Here is a 17,308-nt window from a genome sequence, read left to right as displayed (position 1 = left end):
CCCGCCCGCGTACCAAGCCGGCTTTCTGAGAGAGGGCGCAATGGAACGAAACAGATCGGGGACGGTGCGCCGACACCTGCCGAGCTTGCCCTTTGTCGCCCTATTGACGGTTCTCGTCGCCTTGGGCGCAGCCGCATTCATCTACCTTGGCGTCTATAACATCGCGGCCGACGAGCCGCACACGCCAGCCGTCTATTCGGTGCTCGAACGCCTGCGCGATCGGTCGATCCAGGCGCACGCGAGAGGCATCACGCCCCCAGCCGACCTTGCGTCGGCACAGCGCGTTTCGGTCGGCGCCGGACTATACGGGGAAATGTGCTCAGGGTGCCATCTTGGCCCTGGCGTCGAGAAATCCGAGATGAGCCAGGGCCTCTATCCGCAGGCGCCGGAACTCGCTCGCGCCCAGGACCTCACGCCGGCGCAGCAATTCTGGATCATCAAGCACGGCGTGAAGCTCAGCGCCATGCCGGCATGGGGCAAGACGCATCCCGACCCCCTGATTTGGGGTATGGTCGCGTTCGTCCGCAAGCTCCCAGGCATGACGCCCGAGCAGTATAAGGCATTGGTCGCGAGCGCGCCGGCAGACCATGACGAGATGATGAAGGACATGCCGGGCATGAAGTAACGCCCGCGAGATCGATTGACGGAGGTCCGGTTCTGAAAAGCGCAAAGTTGCGGCTGCACCTTCTCGCGAGCCGCACGCACAAATGGCTTGCGATCATCATCGGCGCGCAGCTTCTGCTGTGGTTCGCGAGCGGCGCTTTGATGAGCTTTCTGCCGATCGACCGCGTGCATGGCGATCATCTGGTGAGCCGGAAAGCAGTCGCGACCCTGCCCAGCGGCGTCCCGCTTGCGCCGCCATCGGCGATCGCCGCCGCGTCGGCCGCACCGATTGAGACCGTGACCTATCGTATGTGGCTCGGCCGTCCGGTCGCGGAAGTCACGAGCGCGAACGGCACGCGCCTGTTTAACGCCAGAACGGGCGCGGCGCTGCCTAGCCCGACCGCGGCGGAAGCGGAGGCGGTCGCGCGCGCCGCTTGGCGCGGCGGCGGGCGACCGGCGGCGGCCGTGGAGCGGATCGACCGCCCGAGTGCCGAATACCGAGGCGCCCTTCCCGCATGGCGGGTGGCGTTCGCCGACCCCGATTCCACCCGCGTGTTCGTGGCGGCCGACACCGGCCGGATCGCGGCGGTGAGAACGGGGACGTGGCGGCTCTACGACTTCTTTTGGGGCCTCCACATCATGGATTGGCAGAACCACGAGAACTTCAACACGCCCTGGCTGCTCGCCTTCGCGATCGGCGGGCTCGCTCTTTGGCTGGGCGGGGCGGTCCTCCTCTACATGAGATGGCCCAAACGGCGGCGTCGGAGCGTCGTGGGGCGACGCACCTTTCAACAGGAGAGCGCATGATGGACGATCACAAGGGCAAGATGAACATGGGCATGGGCATGGGCATGGGCTACGGCCGGTTCGCGGCGATGATCGCGACGTCGACCGCGGTCATGTTCGGGCTCATGTACGTGAACGTCTATGCGCTAGGGCATATCGAGTTCAGCCAGACGCGCTTTTGGATGGCGTTCGTTATGGGTGCGACAATGGCTGTCATCATGCTCGGCTTCATGTGGTCAATGTACAAGAACAAGACCGTGAACGCGGCTATTCTAGGCGGCAGCGTCGTCGTGTTCGCGCTCGCGCTCTGGCTTGTCCGCAGCCAGGAGACGGTGAGCGACGTGTCCTACATGAAGGCGATGATCCCACACCACTCGATCGCGATCCTCACCAGCGAGCGCGCTCACATCAAAAATCCCGAGGTCCGCAAGCTCGCCGATGGCATCATTGATGCTCAGGTCCGCGAGATCACCGAAATGAACCGTCTGATCGCGCAGCTTGAAGCTCACCCAATGCCAGACGGTGCGCCCGACTTGCCCTCCTATCGCGATAAGGGCGTTGCCCCGCCTCCGCCCGAGACAGACGAGAGCGCCGGCATCAACACGCTCCAACCGATCCGCTGAGGGAGGACTGTAGCGCCTTTGCGCGCCCAAGCTTTGGCCGCCTGGCCGGGCGGCCACGAGCGGATGGCCCTGTCTAACTGGACGGGGCACGCGGCGAGAGCGGACGTAGCGGGGTGTAAAGATACGCGGTGCGGAAGCACATCCCTCAGAAATAAAGTGCCGTTTCTCGCCATTATCTCGCGCGTTCTAACGACTCGCCTGAGGGGTCGACGCCCCGCACGCGTAGAACCCTTAGGACCCAAGGAGATCGACAATGCGCTTCGCACCGACTTTAGCAGCTTTGGCACTTATCGCTACGCCCGCGCTCGCGCAGCAAGGCGGGGGTATGCAGGGCATGGATCACGGCTCCATGCAGGGCATGAACCACGACGACATGTCCCGGATGATGGCCGGCAACCCCTACGGCCAGGCCGAGATGGACATGCATCAGAAGATGATGGCCGCCAAACAGGGCGACGCGGCCGAAATGTGGACCCGCAAGATGATCGAGCATCATCGCGGCGCGATCGCCATGTCGCGCGTCGCGGTTCGGGAAGCGAGCGACGCCGAGACGAAGCGCATGGCGCAGATGACGATCACGAAGCAGGAAAAGGACATTGCCGAGCTACAGGCGTGGCTCCGCAAGCATGGCAAGCGCCCGCAGTAAGGCGCTGCCCCGCCCTGTCAGTCCCCCAAATCCCCCCGACAGGGCGGGGCTAAGCAATCTGGAGCTGACTCTATGAAATCTGGTTTTCGTGGCGCTCTCGCCGCCGTGTTGATGACGATCCCGGCCGTAGCGTCGGCGGCAGCCGACATCGCCATGCATCGCGATCCTGGGTGTGGTTGTTGCGAGAAATGGGCGGCTCAGGTCCGCCAGCAGTTCGGCCGCAAGGTGCAGATCGTCGACGACGCCAATCGAGCCGCCTTCCAGCGCCGCGTTGGCGTGCCGGCTCAGCTTGCGTCCTGCCATACCGCTATTATCGACGGGATGGCGTTCGAGGGGCACGTTCCGATAGCCGACATGAAGCGGGTGCTGGCACAACACCCGAAAGGTGTGCGTGGCTTGGCAGTTGCGGGAATGCCGCTCGGTTCGCCGGGCATGGAAGTAGCTGGCGTGAAAGGACAACCCTACGACGTTATTGCATTCGGGCCGGGTTGGCGTCGCCTGTATGCTCACCACAACTCGTGAGTTCATTGACTTTTAAAATGTTCCAATCGATAAAAATCTCGTGCTGAAACGTCGGCTATCCCTGCTGCTGTTGCTTGGAGCGCTTCTTGGCCTGTTCGGCCAAGGGGTGGCGCTTGCCGCTGGGCCGACGCTCGCTCCGACAATGGAAGCGAGTCATACCATGCCGACCGGAATGGATTGCTCGGAGATGGCAGCTTCACAGAAGCAGTCGCCCAAGCAGCCCTGCAAGGGACTGACGCTTGCGTGCATCGCTCAGATGGGCTGTACCATTCCGATGACCTTTGAGGAGCCGCGGCCGCTGACGGAGCGCGCTTATTCTCCGCGTCTTGCTGTAAGCTGGCCCACCTCGCCCGTGCTTGCTGGACTCGACGTTGCTCCTGAACCGGAGCCCCCTACCGTCTGATCTGATTCTGAAATGGGTTCTGCTCGCTTCCGGCTAGCCGAAAGCGGCTTCAGAACCCGTCTAGGCACCTTATCAGAACGGAATATCTACCATGAAGAAGATCGTATTTGCGGCGCTCGCCGCTATCGTTGCTGTGTCATCCGCTTCGGCTTCGCCGATCAACGCTGAAAATCAGAAGCAGGCCGGGCATTGGGAGTGGCGCTCAGGACCGTCGTATGGCCCGCGGGCGCCGGTTCCCGCACCTCGCCGGGTGTGGGTCGCGGACGCTGCCCAGACCACCGCGTGCGACTGCGCGATGATGAAGCAGGCGTCTGACACCTGCATGTCGATGAATGGCAGCCACTCCGGTTAATCCGGAGCGCTCGAACAGCCGCAAAGTCCCGGGACGGATTGCCGTATAAGTGCGCCGTCCCGGTTCTGCCGCGATCATGACATGGAGGAATGAGGGATGCGCGCATCCTACATGGTGCCGCTGGCGGCTCTCATAACGAGCGCTGCTCATGCGGAACCGCTGACCTACGAGCAAGCGGTCCGCCAAGCGGTTGCCAGTGCACCGGGTGCCGCGGCAACACGGGCGGGGATCGCCGCCGCAAGCGCGGACGCACGCGCCGCCGGCAGCCTCCCTGACCCCCGGCTCTCCTTCGGGCTGGACAACTTTCCTGTGTCAGGGCCGCCGGCGTACACGCTCAACGGCGATAGCATGACGATGGGGCGTGTCGGCGTTCAGCAGGACGTGCCCAATCTGGCAAAGCGCCATGCCGCTCAGGCCCAGGCCAGAGCGGCCATAACGACTGCTGAGGCATCACAGGCGTCCAGACTCCGCCAGATCAGGCTCGGCGCAGGATCGGCATGGGTCGACCTCGCTTATGCCGAGCGTCGCCTTCGAGCCATGGACGAAGCGCTTGGCGCGCTTCGCGCGCTGCCGGCTGCAGCCCGAACGGCTGCAGCCTCGGGAGCAGCAAGGCCAGCACAGACTCTGGCAGTGGATCAGGCGATCGCCACCTTGGAGGATCGCAGGGCTGAACTGGTTTCCGCGGTTGCTCGCGCCCGCGCCATGTTAACGCGGTGGACCGGGGTCCAGGCGCCTGAAACGGCGGGCGACATTCCGGCGCTGGACCTTGCGCCTGCCACGCTGCGGGCGGCGTTCGATCGACACCCAGACATTCTTGCGGCCGAGGCCGGTGTCAGCCGCGCCCAGGCAGATGTCGCCGCAGCGCGGGCGGAAAAGCGGCCCGATTGGGGGTTCGAGGTTGCCTATCAGCGACGTGACCCACGCTATGGCGATATGGTTTCGGCCGGCGTTTCAATGACCCTTCCGCTGTTCGCACGGTCCCGCCAAGATCCTCGTATCGCGGCCCGTCAGTCTGCCGCTGCCCAGGCCGATGCGGAACGCGAAGATGCGCGCCGAGAACTGGCAGCCAACCTGGAGGCAGGCCTTGCCGACCACGTGATGCACCACGAGCAGTGGATGCGCGCCCGCAACACCTTGGTCCCCTTGGCGCGCAAGCGTGCCGAGTTGGAGACGGCCAGCTATTCGGCTGGGCGTGCCGGCCTGACGGACGTCATCGAGGCCAAGACGGCACTCGCTGACGCCGAGCTGGCTGCGCTCGACCGAGAAGCGGAGGTCGCACGCGACGCTGTGCGCCTCACCATCACCTTCGGGAGCGACACTCAATGAGCACGATAACATTGACCCGCGCGCGCATCCTGGCTGCAGCGGCCGTGCTGACGATCGTCGCCGGAGGGGTAGGGTACGGGATCGCAGGGCTTGGAACGCACACTGCGCCTGAGGCGGAGGCACCCGGCGCTGCGCAGCGCAAGATCCTCTACTGGTATGATCCGATGATCCCGGCAGAGCGCCACGACGGGCCGGGAACCTCGTCGATGGGGATGAAGCTGATCCCGCGCTACGCTGATGAGGGCGGCTCCCCTGCCTCCCCCGGCGTGACCATCGATCCCGCGGGCCTTCAGAGGCTCGGCGCCCGCATTGTCGCTGTTGAACGCGGGGCGCTCTCCAACGCAGCCTCTGCGACCGGCAGCATCGAGTTCAACGAGCGCAACGTCGCCGTTGTTCAGGCGCGCAGTGGTGGCTTCGTCCAGCGCGTTTACGCGCGCGCACCGGGCGATGTCGTGCCTGCCGGCGCTCCGCTCGCCGATCTCTTTGTCCCCGAATGGGCGGGCGCACAGACCGAGTATGAAGCGGTCCGCCGCACGGGTGACGCCGCGCTCACGCGAGCCGCAAGGCGAAGGATGGTGCTTCTCGGCATGACCGGTGCCAATGGCGGGAATACGACCATTCGCACCCCGGTCGCCGGGGTAATCAAGACGCTTGGCGTCCGGCAAGGTATGACTGTCTCTCAGGGCCAGACCCTTGCCGAGGTTAACGGACTGGGGACGGTGTGGCTAAACGCGGCCGTGCCCGAGGCGCTTGCCGGCCAGCTCCGCGTCGGCACACCCGTGACCGCCACGCTGGCGGCCTTTCCAGGTGAAACCTTCAGAGGCCGCATTGGCGCAATCCTGCCTCAGGCCGAGGCCACTACCCGCACCCTCACCGTACGCGTCGAGCTTAACAATCGCGGCGGACGGCTGCGTCCCGGCATGTTCGCCAGCGTGCAGCTTAACCAAAGCAGCCGTGACGCTCTCCTTGTGCCAAGCGAGGCGGTGATCCGAACGGGGCGGCGCACGCTTGTTATGCTCGCCAGCGATGGCGGCCGCTTCCGACCAGCCGAGGTTCGTATCGGCGCCGAAGGTGGCGGTAAGACCGAGATCCTCGCTGGGCTTGCCGAGGGGGAGAAGGTCGTCTCATCGGGCCAGTTCCTGATCGACTCCGAAGCGAACCTGTCCGGGCTCGACGCTCGGCCTATTGGGGGCGAAGCGCAGGCCTCCAAGCCCGCCACGCCCATGCCGCAGCTTGCCGAGACGGTCGGCCGCATCGAGGCGATCGACCCGACTTCGGTCACCATATCGCATGAGCCCGTGCCGGCGATCGGATGGCCGGCCATGACGATGACGTTCCGGGTTGCCGATCCGGCGCTCGCTCGCGGCTATCGCAAGGGCGACCGGGTGCGGTTCGGCTTTGACCAACCCACGGAAGGACCGACACTGCGCCGCATCGCGCGCGAGGGCGGCCAATGATCGCCGCTGTCATCCGATGGTCCGTCGCAAACCGCTTCCTGGTAATCCTGGCCGCCGCGGCGCTGTCCATTGCCGGCGTGTTCGCTATGCGAGCCACGCCGGTGGACGCGCTGCCCGACCTTTCCGACACCCAGGTCATCATTCGCACGAGCTGGCCGGGCCAGGCGCCGCAGATCGTCGAAAACCAGGTCACCTACCCGCTGACTACGACCATGCTGTCCGTTCCCGGCGCCAAGACCGTGCGCGGCTATTCCTTCTTCGGCGACAGCTTCGTCTATGTGCTCTTTGAGGACGGAACCGACCTGTATTGGGCGCGCTCGCGCGTGCTCGAATACCTCAATCAGGTGCAAGGTCGCTTGCCGGAGGGCGCGCGCAGCGCGTTAGGACCGGATGCGACCGGCGTGGGCTGGGTCTACGAATATGCTCTCGTGGACCGCACTGGCCAACATGATCTCTCCCAGCTCCGATCGTTGCAGGATTGGTTCCTGCGCTACGAGTTGAAGACGCTGCCTGGCGTCGCCGAGGTGGCGAGCATCGGCGGTATGGTGAAGCAGTATCAGGTGCTGCTCGATCCCACCCGGCTAGCGGCGTTCGGTGTTACCCATGCCCAGGCGGTTGAGGCTATCCGTCGCGCCAATCAGGAGGCGGGCGGCTCGGTGCTGGAGCTTGGCGAGGCGGAGTATATGGTCCGCGCGTCAGGCTATCTGAAAGCGATCAACGACTTTCAAGCGATCCCGCTCAGGGTCGCCGGTGCAGGCGTGCCGGTGACCTTGGGTGACGTCGCCTCGATTCAGGTCGGCCCGGAGATGCGGCGCGGCATCGCCGAGCTGAATGGCGAGGGAGAGGTCGCTGGTGGGGTGGTCATTCTCCGCCAGGGGAAGAATGCCCGTGAGACGATCGAGGCGGTTAAAGCCAAGCTCGCCGACTTGAAGCGCAGCCTTCCGCCCGGCGTTGCGGTCGTCACGACTTACGATCGCTCGCAGTTGATCGACCGCGCGGTGGAGAACTTGACTGGCAAGCTGATCGAGGAGTTCATCGTGGTCGCGCTCGTGTGCGGCCTTTTCCTCTGGCACCTCCGATCGGCGCTGGTCGCGATCGTGACCCTGCCTTTGGGGGTGCTCGCCGCCTTGCTGATAATGCGCGTGCAAGGCGTTAACGCGAACATCATGTCGCTAGGGGGTATCGCCATCGCGATCGGGGCGATGGTGGATGCCGCTATCGTCATGATCGAGAACGCCCACAAACGCATCGAGCATTGGGAGCATGATCATCCGGGCCATGTGCTGGCTGGCGAGGAGCGCTGGCGTGTCATCACCGAGGCCGCGGCTGAGGTCGGACCAGCGCTGTTCCTGAGCCTGATTATCATCACGCTGTCATTTGTGCCGGTGTTTACGTTGGAGGCTCAGGAGGGACGGCTGTTCGCCCCCCTTGCCTTCACCAAGAGCTATTCGATGGCAGCCGCCGCGATCCTGTCGGTCACGCTGGTCCCGGTTTTGATGGGATGGCTGATCCGGGGGCGCATCCCGGCCGAACAGGATAATCTGATCAATCGCGGGCTGACGCACGCCTACCGGCCCGCGCTTGGTTGGGTGATGGGGCGACCGAAGACGACGATCGCTATTGCCGTGCTGGTACTTGCAACGACGGCATGGCCGCTCACGCGCCTTGGCGGCGAGTTCATCCCTGCGATGGATGAGGGTGACCTCCTCTACATGCCGTCGGCATTACCCGGCCTCTCGGCCGCGAGCGCATCCGAGCTGCTCCAACGAACCGATCGGCTCATCAAGACGGTGCCCGAGGTCGCAACCGTGTTCGGCAAAGCGGGGCGCGCCGAGACCGCGACCGACCCAGCCCCCCTCGAGATGTTCGAAACGACAATCCAGTTCAAGCCGCGCGATCAGTGGCGCAAAGGTATGACGCCGGCGAAATTGGTAGAAGAGTTGGACCGCACCGTGCGTGTGCCGGGCCTCACCAACGTCTGGGTTCCCCCGATCCGAAACCGAATCGACATGCTCGCTACGGGCATCAAGAGCCCGATCGGCGTGAAGGTTTCAGGCGCTAACCTCGCCGAGCTTGATCGCATCGCCGCAAGGGTGGAGGCTGTTGCCAAGACAGTGCCGGGCGTCAGCTCGGCGCTTGCGGAGCGGCTGACGGGCGGACGCTATGTCGACGTCGACATCGACCGGGCAGCCGCCGCCCGCTACGGGCTCAACATCGCCGACGTACAGGAGATCGTGTCAGGCGCGATCGGGGGTGAAACCATCGGCGAGACCGTGGAGGGCCTCGCCCGCTACCCGATCAGCGTGCGCTACCCGCGCGAACTGCGCGACAGCCTTGAAGGCCTGCGCACCCTTCCGATCGTCACAGCATCGGGCCAGCAGATCACGCTTGGCACCGTAGCTTCGGTTTCGATCGCCGAGGGGCCTTCGATGCTCAAAACCGAGAACGCCCGACCATCGTCGTGGATTTATGTCGATGTGCGCGATCGCGACATTGCCTCGACCGTTGCCAACCTACAGCGTGCGGTTGCCAAGGGCGTCCGGCTCAGCCCCGGCGTGTCGATCGCCTATTCGGGACAATTCGAGTATCTGCAACGCGCCGAAGCCCGGCTTATGCTCGTCGTTCCGGCGACGCTCGCGATCATCTTCTTCCTGCTCTATCTTACCTTCGGTCGGCTCGACGAAGCGGCACTCGTCATGGGGACCCTGCCCTTTGCCCTTGTTGGGGGTATCTGGACCCTGTGGTTGCTCGGCTATGCCCAGTCAGTCGCGACCGGGGTCGGGTTCATTGCCTTGGCGGGCGTCTCCGCAGAGTTCGGCGTCGTTATGCTGATCTATCTGAAGCACGCGCTCGCCGAACGGGGACCGTCACCGTCGCGAGAACAGGTTATCGAGGCGATCCGCGAAGGCGCGCTGTTGCGGGTTCGCCCCAAGGCGATGACGGTCGCGGTTATCATCGCCGGCCTCCTTCCCGTCCTTATCGGACACGGTGCGGGCTCGGAGGTGATGAGCCGTATCGCCGCGCCGATGATTGGCGGGATGCTGACCGCTCCCCTTCTTTCCATGTTCATCCTGCCTGCCGCCTACCTGCTGTTGCGGCGTCGGGCGTCCACCACCGCTGAAAGGAGTGCATCGTGACAAGGAAGTCTATCATCATCGCCGGGACCGCCCTGCTGCTTGCGCCTGGCTCAACAACTGCGTGGGCCCAATCCGCCAAGCCCGCTGCGGCAGCCAAGGTCGGGACCGGCGCAGGGACGATCACCGCCCTCGACACTCGGGCTGGAACTGTGACCATCAAGCATGGCGCGATACCGGCGATCGGTTGGCCAGCGATGACCATGACCTTCCGCGCTTCGCCGCCCACGTTGCTAAAGAACCTCCGGACGGGTCAGCGGGTCGGCTTTACCGCCAAGGCTCAGGGCATGAACGCCGAGGTGACCGCGATCAGGCCGCAGTAGCCACCTGGTCAGCGCGGCGAGAGTTCAGTCTAGCTTTCCTCGGATGACAGCGAGGCTTGGAGCCGGAAGCGTTCGGCTTCAGCCTTGTCTGGGTCTGTGCTGGCTTAAGGTGCGGCCACCTTAACAGTCACAACCAGATCGCCCCGTCCATCCTTGCGTTTCTGATGGTGTTTGCCAGCAAACGAAAGCAAGCTAATGACGCATGATCCAGGATCTGACAGGCGCCGCCCAGCTCGTAATGCTAAAGCGGGCCTTTCACAACCGCCCCGCGATCTCTGCCAACGCACCGCGGGTAATCTCCCACGCGGAGTGCAGGAAGAGCAGCGCGATCACGCCCGCAACGGCGAGGTCGGGCCAAGCCTTCCCCGTCCAAGCTACCAGGCCGGCTGCGACGATCACGGCGATGTTGGCCACCGCATCATTGCGGCTGAACAGCCAGATCGCACGCACGTTCGCGTCGCCCTCGCGAAAACGCGCCAGCATAAGCGCAGCGCTCACGTTGACGATGAGGGCAACGATCCCGATCCCACCCATCAATTCAGCTTCCGGAGCTACGGCGTTAATCGCGCGCCAGACGGCAAAGCCGATGACACCCAAGCCCAACGCACCAAGGAATAGACCTTGTGCAAGGGCGATCCTCGATCGGGCGTGGGCGGTCCAGCCCAGCGCGATCAGCCCGAACAGTGAGATCGTGCCGTCACCGATGAAATCGAGCGCGTCCGCCTTCAGCGCCTGACTATCGGCGATGAATCCACCTACAATCTCGATCAAGCCGAACCCAAGGTTCAGCAGAACTACGATCCACAGGGCACGTCGGTATGCAGGGTCGCGTTCGGCACGTTTGGTATCGCCCGTGCAGCCACACGAGGAGGTTTCACTGTCGCTCATGTAGACCTTCTACAATCTACAGCCGCTGTAGGAGCAAGAAGAAAGCATCTAGGCCGGGAGTACCAGGCGCACTCACTCGGCAGTCGCAAGATCAGGCTTCTCGACCTTCTTGCGACGATTGAAGGCGAACCCGATGGCAAGGGTGATCGCCATGACGAGCTGGGCCATTATGGACTGCCACGTCGGGAATAGGCCGAGCATCGACAGCCGGGGCGCTTCGGCTATCGGCGCTATGTCGATGATGCCGGCTTCCTGCAGCGCAGCCACGCCCTTGCCTGCAAGGACCACCGTCAGGCCCGCCATCAACCACGAGCTGTAGGCGAAGAACTTGGCGATCGGGAGCTGGCGACTGTAGCGCAGCATGGCCCAGGCGATCACGGCCAGTATGGCGACGGCCGCCCCTGCCCCGGCCAGCAGCGCGCTGCCATTCCCCTGCGTCCAAAGCGCCGCGTAGAACAAGATCGTCTCGAACACCTCGCGATATACGACCACGAAGGCGAGCCCGAACAGGAACCAGGCCGAGCGGCCCGACAGAGCGTGCGTCATCTTCTCTCGAATGTAGCGCTGCCATTGATCGGCTTGCGCCTTGCCGTGCATCCATATCCCGACAGAGAGCAGGACCACGGCGGCGAATAGCGAACCAAACCCCTCGGTCAGCTCCCGGCTCGCGCCGCTGATCCCGATCGCATAGGTAGCGACCACCCATGTTAGCAGGCCGGCCAGGAGCGCTCCGGCCCAGCCACCATGCACATAGGGCAGCACTTCGGAGCGGTCCGCCTTGCGGAGGAAGGCGATCATCGCGACGACGATGAGCAGCGCTTCCAGCCCTTCGCGCAGTAAGATGGTGAACGCGCCCAGAAACGTCGATGCGGTGCTGGACGCGCTGGGGGCCAGCGCCGTCTCGGCATCGTCGAACAGGCCGTTGAGGACCAGCGCGCGGCTTGCCAAGTCATCGGGCGCGGCGCCTTGATCGACCGCGGCGCGATACTCGCCCATCGCACCCTCGATCCGGGCGAGCAGTGTCCCGTCCCGCGCACCGAGCGTCGGCTCGACCGGCTCGAAACCATCGAGATAGGCGGACAGCGCCAGCTCCTTCGCGGCCCTGCGATCCCCTTTGCGAGCAGCATCGAGACTGGCCGCGAGCTTCTGGCGGACGAGTGACAGCGATGCTGGAGCCTGTTCGACCACGGCTTCCGGGTGACGGCGCAAATAGGCCATCACCGCCAGGGCCCGCTTCTCGCCAATGCGATCCGCGAGCGAGGCAGGCGTGAGCGCCACGAGTGCCTTGAGGTCCGGCACTTGCTGGCGAAGCGAGGGATCGGCTTTCCATAGCTTCTCCCCTTCCCGCGCCTGTTCGTCGGTCAGTGCAAAACTGCCGGCGCGGAATGCCAGCGCCCAACGATCCTCGCTCGGCAGATCGGCGAAGCTCTGCATCGCAGTGCCGTCGATGCCCTGACTGATCACCTGATAAAGCGCGAACACGCTCCGCTGCCGCGCGCGCTCCGCATCGGTGAACGCAATAGGCGGCGTGGCCAGCTTGGCTGCATTGGGGCCATGCCCATCTCCTGTTGCGCCATGACAGGCAGCGCAGGTCGAGCCGAACAGGGTGGTACCGCGCGCAAAGCTCGGGGGAGCGGAGGGCGCGAGCGGTACGGGATAGGCGCGCAGAAGATCGGCAGCGAGATTATGGGCCAGCAGTGCGACGTCCTGCGGCGACCCCTTGCGTGCGATCACGTCCTGAAGGCGTGCCGCACCCGCGATCAGTGCCGCCCGCTCGGGCTTGAGCGGTAAAGCGGCGAGCCGTGACGATACGGAGCCTGCGAATTCCGTCATTTCGGCATATTCGGAGGCGCTCTTGATCCGTCCGCTCGCAACCGCGCCATCATAATCGACGGCCACATAGTCGAGCAGTCGCCAGGCGGTTTGCACGTCGTTCGGGTCGGCCGTGGGCGCGGCTTGCAGCGCGGACACAGGTGCAAGGAGGCCAAGCAGGATGACGAGCGCGAGAGCGACCAGCCGCACGAAGGCGACGTGAATAAGGCGCCCGGAAGGCGCCGCGTCAGAACCTAAATAGCTAGAATCGAAGGGCAACATGCGACTGCCCTAAAACCTCTAGCCACTGTAGAAGCAAGCGGTTTGAGACCGGCTCGCAATAGCATCGCCCAACCGTGCTCGGGAGCCGGCTTCAATAATAGTCGGCGAGCTTAAGTGTCCGCATCGCGCCATCGGGGAGCGTGAGCTTTACCACCTCCCCAGGACGGCCGTAGCGCCACTGCCAGAGCGCACCGCGGGTGTAGGAGGTGTCGATCGAGAACCCGTTCAGCGCCACAATGCGATCGCCTACCCTCCATCCGCCCTGAGCCGCAGGACTGCCTACGGCGACGTGAATGACTGTGAGATCGGTTGGCGAAGCGGCAAGGCCGAGGCCGCTTCGATCCTTTAGCATCGGCAGACGTGAACGAGGCGGTATCGGCCGGAGCCACAGCCGCTCAAGCGCCACGTCGAGCACGATATCGAACTGCCCAAGAAGCGGCATGCCAATGTTGCCCACCGTGCTGGCCGATGCCCATCGATCGAGGGCGAGGGTCGGAACCACCTTTGTCGAGAGCCCGCCCAGGCTAACGCTGTCGGTGGTAAACGTCCGGACGATCTGCACGCCCTCGACCCCGCCCAGCGCTGCGGTGGAGGAGACTTTGTTGGCGAGAAGATTGCGCGCCTCGACAAAGGCAGCGGACAACATGAGTGCAGATGAGCTACCGGTGTCGAGCATCAGCGGCACCGGCTCAGAGCCGTTCACCGAGGCGTGGACGAGAAGTTCCTGCCTGGCACCATGCTCAAGGGTGAGGGTCGTCCACCCTTCCCCGCCGGCAAAGCTGCCGCTCTTCCCGAATGCGAACCGCCGCTTTCCGAAGTCCAAGGCGACGCAGCCGCTGGCGAGCACGTCGGCCCCGAGCATGATGTCGATAGGTCTGCCATACGCCGCAGATATCGCTCCGAGGTCGGCCACAACGGCAAAAGGCAAGACCTGCGCTTGGTCGGCTAGCGTCACTTCGACATTGTGGACCAAGCCAACTGCTGCCTTGCCGCTAAGGCCAGCTATTCTCCGCGGCTCCAGGTTCGCCATGCCGAGCTTGGCGGCAAGCGGCCGGCTGATGATGGAGGCGCCGCTACCAGTATCCAGAATGGCTTCGGTGTCGACACCCGCGACCTTCGTTGGCGCAAGCAGGGTGTCGCCTGTTCCGACCTCCAGACGACGCCAGCTCGGATGCTCGGCGAAGCCGGGCCAGTCCGATTCGGACGGTGCCTTACTGCCCACAATCCCAGCAGGAATGCTCGCGCCGAGAAGCCCGACACCGAGCTGCTTCAATATCCTTCGACGATCCACATCGGTCGTCGCGGCTCCGTCCCCGCCGTCCACTCCATCCTTCCCATTCCGGCCTCGTTGCCGGAATGGGCACCCCGTTACATGCTCCAGTCGCTAGAGGATCAAGCCGTAAGTCTCCGCTTACGCCACCGGGCGGCCGATCGCCTGAATGACCCGGCACTCCGCCATGGTTTTGGCGCAGCATCCCGCTGCACTCATGGCGGCGAGTTCGTCGCGCAGCGCGCCGAGCTGGCGAAGCCGCTCCTCGACGTCAGCAAGATGACGTGATGCGATATCGGCCGCCTCGGCGCAGTCGCGCTCCGGTTGATCGGCGAGCGCTAGAAGGGAGCGGATCTCGTCGATCGAGAAGCCAAGCCTGCGGCCGTTGCGAATGAAGTTGAGCCGATCGACATCCGGCAACCCATAAGTGCGGCGACCTGAGGCAGTACGAACGGATCGGTCGAGCAGTCCAATCTCCTCATAGAAGCGGATCGTCGTCACCTTGGTTGCGGTTGCGCTCGCCAGCTCGCCTATCTGCATTGTGGTCTCACATGATCTTTACTGAGCACTCGTACTCGGCATGAGCTTATTCCCAACTCACTGTATGATGTATCGGAGCCCGAGGTTTACCTGCCGATCGCGATCGCTGAGAGGTCAGCGGCGCCATCGACAGGAACGCCCGCCTGCTTTCGCTCTGAGTAGCGGTCGACAAGCTGGACCGCATGGGGGCGCAACAGGATCGTGAAGCGCACCAGCTCCTCCATCACGTCTACGATGCGATCATAGTAGCTGGAGGGCTTCATACGGCCGGCTTCGTCGAACTCCTTGTAGGCCATCGCAACCGATGATTGGTTCGGGATCGTGAACATACGCATCCAGCGGCCGAGCAGGCGCAGCGTGTTGACCGCATTGAACGATTGCGAGCCGCCCGACACCTGCATGACCGCGAGCGTGCGTCCTTGTGTCGGGCGCATACCCTTCATCTCGAGTGGCAGGTGGTCGATCTGTGCCTTCATGATGCCGGTTATCTGGCCGTGCCGTTCGGGGCTGCACCACACCTGGCCCTCTGACCACATCGCCAGTTCGCGGAGTTCGTGGACGGCCGGATGATCGTCGCCTTGGACCTGATCGGGCAGCGGCAGCGTGGACGGGTCGAAGATGCGTGTATCCGCCCCGAACAGCCGCAGCAGGCGGGCGGCTTCCTCGACCGCAAGGCGCGAGAAAGATCGCTCACGCAGTGAGCCATAGAGCAACAAGATCCGCGGGGCGGGATTGAGCGGGCCTAGCCGCAGCGCGGGCCGCTGGTGGATATAGGCCGGGTCGAGCGCCGGCAGGGCATCGGGATCGAGCAACGTGCGGAGCGGCATCAGAGAGCTTTCACGAGGTAAGCGGCAGAGGCGGGGCAGAGCGAGGTGAACTCGCGCGAGCCCGCGATGGCCGGAGGAGCTGAGCCGCGATCGGCGTTGGAATAGCCGTTCGCGCGGAAGAAGCCGGCGGCCGTGTCGGTGAGCAGGTGCAGCCGATTGACGCCGAGCTTGCACGCTTCGCGTTCCAGTAAGGTGAGCATTGCACGGCCGAGGCCAGAGCCACGACGATCGGGCGCGACCACAAAGGAGCGGAGCAGGCGTTCCGCCCCCTCCCCTTCAAAGCCCCCGAACCCCACCGAGCCAGTACCATCGTGGAAGCGGAAGAAGGCGCGGCCGGGCTCGCCTAGGTCCGCAATCGGCAGCTTGGCGGCCGAGAGCGCGGCCGTCAGCTCATCCACTTCGCCAGGACCGAGGCGAGCAGCGGCGAGGCCGGTCACGCGTGTGCGCCCCGCTCATACCAGCCGCGCGACCGCTTCACGATCGAGACGACCGATAGCATCACCGGCACTTCCACCAGCACGCCCACGACCGTCGCCAGCGCCGCCCCGGATTTCAGCCCGAACAGCGATATGGCAGCAGCGACGGCCAGCTCGAAGAAATTGGACGCACCGATCAGGGCGGCTGGCGCGGCGACGCACCATGCCACGCCGAACCGGCGCGACAGCCAGTAGGCAAGGCCTGCGTTGAGATAGACCTGGATGAGGATCGGTATCGCCAAAAGCGCGATCACCAACGGTTGCGCAACAATCGCCTCGCCCTGAAAGCCGAACAGCAGAACCAGCGTTGCCAGCAGGGAAACGAGCGAGACCGGGCCGAGGCGACCGAGCAGCCGATCGAAGGCGGCCTGCCCGCCGCTCGCCAGCACCAGACGACGGACGAGCTGGGCCGCGATCACCGGCACGACAATGTAGAGCAAGACCGAAATCAGCAGCGTGTCCCACGGCACCGTGACCGATGCCACGCCCAGCAGCAGCCCGACTAGCGGCGCGAACAGGAACACCATGACGACGTCGTTCAGCGCGACTTGGGAGAGCGTATAGGTGGGCTCGCCCTCGCAGAGGTTCGACCATACGAACACCATGGCCGTGCAGGGCGCGGCGGCCAGCAGGATCAGGCCGGCGATGTAGGACGCCCCCTCCCCCGCTGGCAGGAGCGGCGCGAACAGCCAGCCAATGAACAACGAGCCCAGCGCGGCCATCGAAAACGGCTTCACCGCCCAGTTGATGAACAGGGTGACGCCTACGCCTTTCCAGTGCTGTCGTATCGACCCGAGCGCCCCGAAGTCGATCTTGAGCAGCATCGGGATAATCATCAGCCAGATCAGCACGGCTACGATCAGGTTCACGCGCGCGACTTCGGCCGAGGCGATGGTAGCGAACAGGCCGGGAAGCAAATGGCCGAGCCCGATGCCAGCGACGATGCAGAGCGCCACCCATAGCGTCAGATACCGCTCAAAGGTGCCAATGCCGGGGCGTGCCGGTACAGGGCCGGCGACAGGTGCGGCCGAGGACATG

17 protein-coding genes are annotated in these 17,308 nt (G+C 64.5%); 10 read left to right on the top strand and 7 right to left on the bottom strand.

The window, feature by feature from the left end; genetic code table 11:
- Positions 1 to 40: 40 nt before the first annotated feature.
- The 10 genes from AX702_RS19340 to AX702_RS19290 all read left to right on the top strand — a co-directional run bounded on the left by AX702_RS19340 (position 41) and on the right by AX702_RS19290 (position 10,175).
- Positions 41 to 625 carry a c-type cytochrome gene (locus AX702_RS19340; protein WP_066782010.1) on the top strand — a complete coding sequence of 195 codons (585 nt, stop codon included), beginning with the start codon at positions 41 to 43 and terminating at the stop codon, positions 623 to 625.
- A 47-nt stretch (positions 626 to 672) separates the two neighbouring features.
- The gene (locus tag AX702_RS19335) at positions 673 to 1,410 is read left to right on the top strand and encodes a PepSY domain-containing protein (RefSeq protein ID WP_197420686.1); all 738 of its coding nucleotides are present in this window, start codon (positions 673 to 675) and stop codon (positions 1,408 to 1,410) included.
- Positions 1,410 to 2,012 (top strand): DUF305 domain-containing protein, encoded by a 603-nt coding sequence (locus AX702_RS19330; RefSeq protein WP_197420689.1) that lies wholly within the window; start codon positions 1,410 to 1,412, stop codon positions 2,010 to 2,012. The genes AX702_RS19335 and AX702_RS19330 overlap by 1 nt, the downstream gene beginning before the upstream one ends.
- Positions 2,013 to 2,265: 253 nt before the next feature.
- Positions 2,266 to 2,658, top strand: coding sequence for a DUF305 domain-containing protein (locus AX702_RS19325; protein WP_066782008.1), 393 nt, complete (start codon positions 2,266 to 2,268; stop codon positions 2,656 to 2,658).
- Between the two features lie 72 nt (positions 2,659 to 2,730).
- Positions 2,731 to 3,180 (top strand): DUF411 domain-containing protein, encoded by a 450-nt coding sequence (locus AX702_RS19320; RefSeq protein ID WP_066782007.1) that lies wholly within the window; start codon positions 2,731 to 2,733, stop codon positions 3,178 to 3,180.
- A gap of 494 nt (positions 3,181 to 3,674) precedes the next feature.
- Entirely contained in the window at positions 3,675 to 3,935 is a 261-nt protein-coding gene (locus AX702_RS19310; RefSeq protein WP_066782005.1) for a hypothetical protein, read from the top strand.
- A gap of 96 nt (positions 3,936 to 4,031) precedes the next feature.
- Positions 4,032 to 5,261 carry a TolC family protein gene (locus AX702_RS19305; RefSeq protein ID WP_066782004.1) on the top strand — a complete coding sequence of 410 codons (1,230 nt, stop codon included), beginning with the start codon at positions 4,032 to 4,034 and terminating at the stop codon, positions 5,259 to 5,261.
- The gene (locus AX702_RS19300; RefSeq protein WP_197420685.1) at positions 5,258 to 6,718 is read left to right on the top strand and encodes an efflux RND transporter periplasmic adaptor subunit; all 1,461 of its coding nucleotides are present in this window, start codon (positions 5,258 to 5,260) and stop codon (positions 6,716 to 6,718) included. Before AX702_RS19305 ends, AX702_RS19300 begins: the two co-directional genes overlap by 4 nt.
- Complete coding sequence (locus AX702_RS19295; protein ID WP_066782003.1) at positions 6,715 to 9,855, top strand: efflux RND transporter permease subunit; 3,141 nt, start codon at positions 6,715 to 6,717, stop codon at positions 9,853 to 9,855. Before AX702_RS19300 ends, AX702_RS19295 begins: the two co-directional genes overlap by 4 nt.
- A complete protein-coding gene (locus AX702_RS19290; protein WP_066782002.1) occupies positions 9,852 to 10,175 on the top strand; it encodes a copper-binding protein in 324 nt (107 codons plus the stop codon). The genes AX702_RS19295 and AX702_RS19290 overlap by 4 nt, the downstream gene beginning before the upstream one ends.
- Before the next feature lie 255 nt (positions 10,176 to 10,430).
- Here AX702_RS19290 and AX702_RS19285 read toward each other — a convergent pair whose 3' ends face one another.
- The 7 genes from AX702_RS19285 to arsB form a co-directional block, all read right to left on the bottom strand.
- Positions 10,431 to 11,063, bottom strand: a complete 633-nt coding sequence (locus AX702_RS19285) for a cation transporter (protein ID WP_066782001.1) — start codon at positions 11,061 to 11,063, stop codon at positions 10,431 to 10,433.
- Between the two features lie 72 nt (positions 11,064 to 11,135).
- Positions 11,136 to 13,085, bottom strand: a complete 1,950-nt coding sequence (locus AX702_RS19280) for a cytochrome c/FTR1 family iron permease (protein WP_066782034.1) — start codon at positions 13,083 to 13,085, stop codon at positions 11,136 to 11,138.
- Positions 13,086 to 13,248: 163 nt separating this feature from the next.
- Positions 13,249 to 14,481 carry a retropepsin-like aspartic protease gene (locus tag AX702_RS19275; protein WP_231731955.1) on the bottom strand — a complete coding sequence of 411 codons (1,233 nt, stop codon included), beginning with the start codon at positions 14,479 to 14,481 and terminating at the stop codon, positions 13,249 to 13,251.
- A gap of 87 nt (positions 14,482 to 14,568) precedes the next feature.
- Positions 14,569 to 14,967 (bottom strand): MerR family transcriptional regulator, encoded by a 399-nt coding sequence (locus tag AX702_RS19270; RefSeq protein WP_066782000.1) that lies wholly within the window; start codon positions 14,965 to 14,967, stop codon positions 14,569 to 14,571.
- An 86-nt stretch (positions 14,968 to 15,053) separates the two neighbouring features.
- Positions 15,054 to 15,794, bottom strand: a complete 741-nt coding sequence (gene arsH, locus AX702_RS19265; RefSeq protein ID WP_066781999.1) for an arsenical resistance protein ArsH — start codon at positions 15,792 to 15,794, stop codon at positions 15,054 to 15,056.
- Entirely contained in the window at positions 15,794 to 16,231 is a 438-nt protein-coding gene (arsN2, locus tag AX702_RS19260) for an arsenic resistance N-acetyltransferase ArsN2 (RefSeq protein ID WP_066781998.1), read from the bottom strand. The genes arsH and arsN2 overlap by 1 nt, the downstream gene beginning before the upstream one ends.
- A complete protein-coding gene (arsB, locus tag AX702_RS19255; RefSeq protein WP_066781997.1) occupies positions 16,228 to 17,307 on the bottom strand; it encodes an ACR3 family arsenite efflux transporter in 1,080 nt (359 codons plus the stop codon). Before arsB ends, arsN2 begins: the two co-directional genes overlap by 4 nt.
- Position 17,308 lies beyond the last annotated feature (1 nt).

Source organism: Sphingomonas sp. CCH5-D11, assembly GCF_001557395.1.
Classification (GTDB): Bacteria; Pseudomonadota; Alphaproteobacteria; order Sphingomonadales; family Sphingomonadaceae; genus Sphingomonas.
The sequence above is the reverse complement of the archived record's forward strand: the minus strand, read 5'-3'. Positions and strand labels throughout refer to the sequence as shown.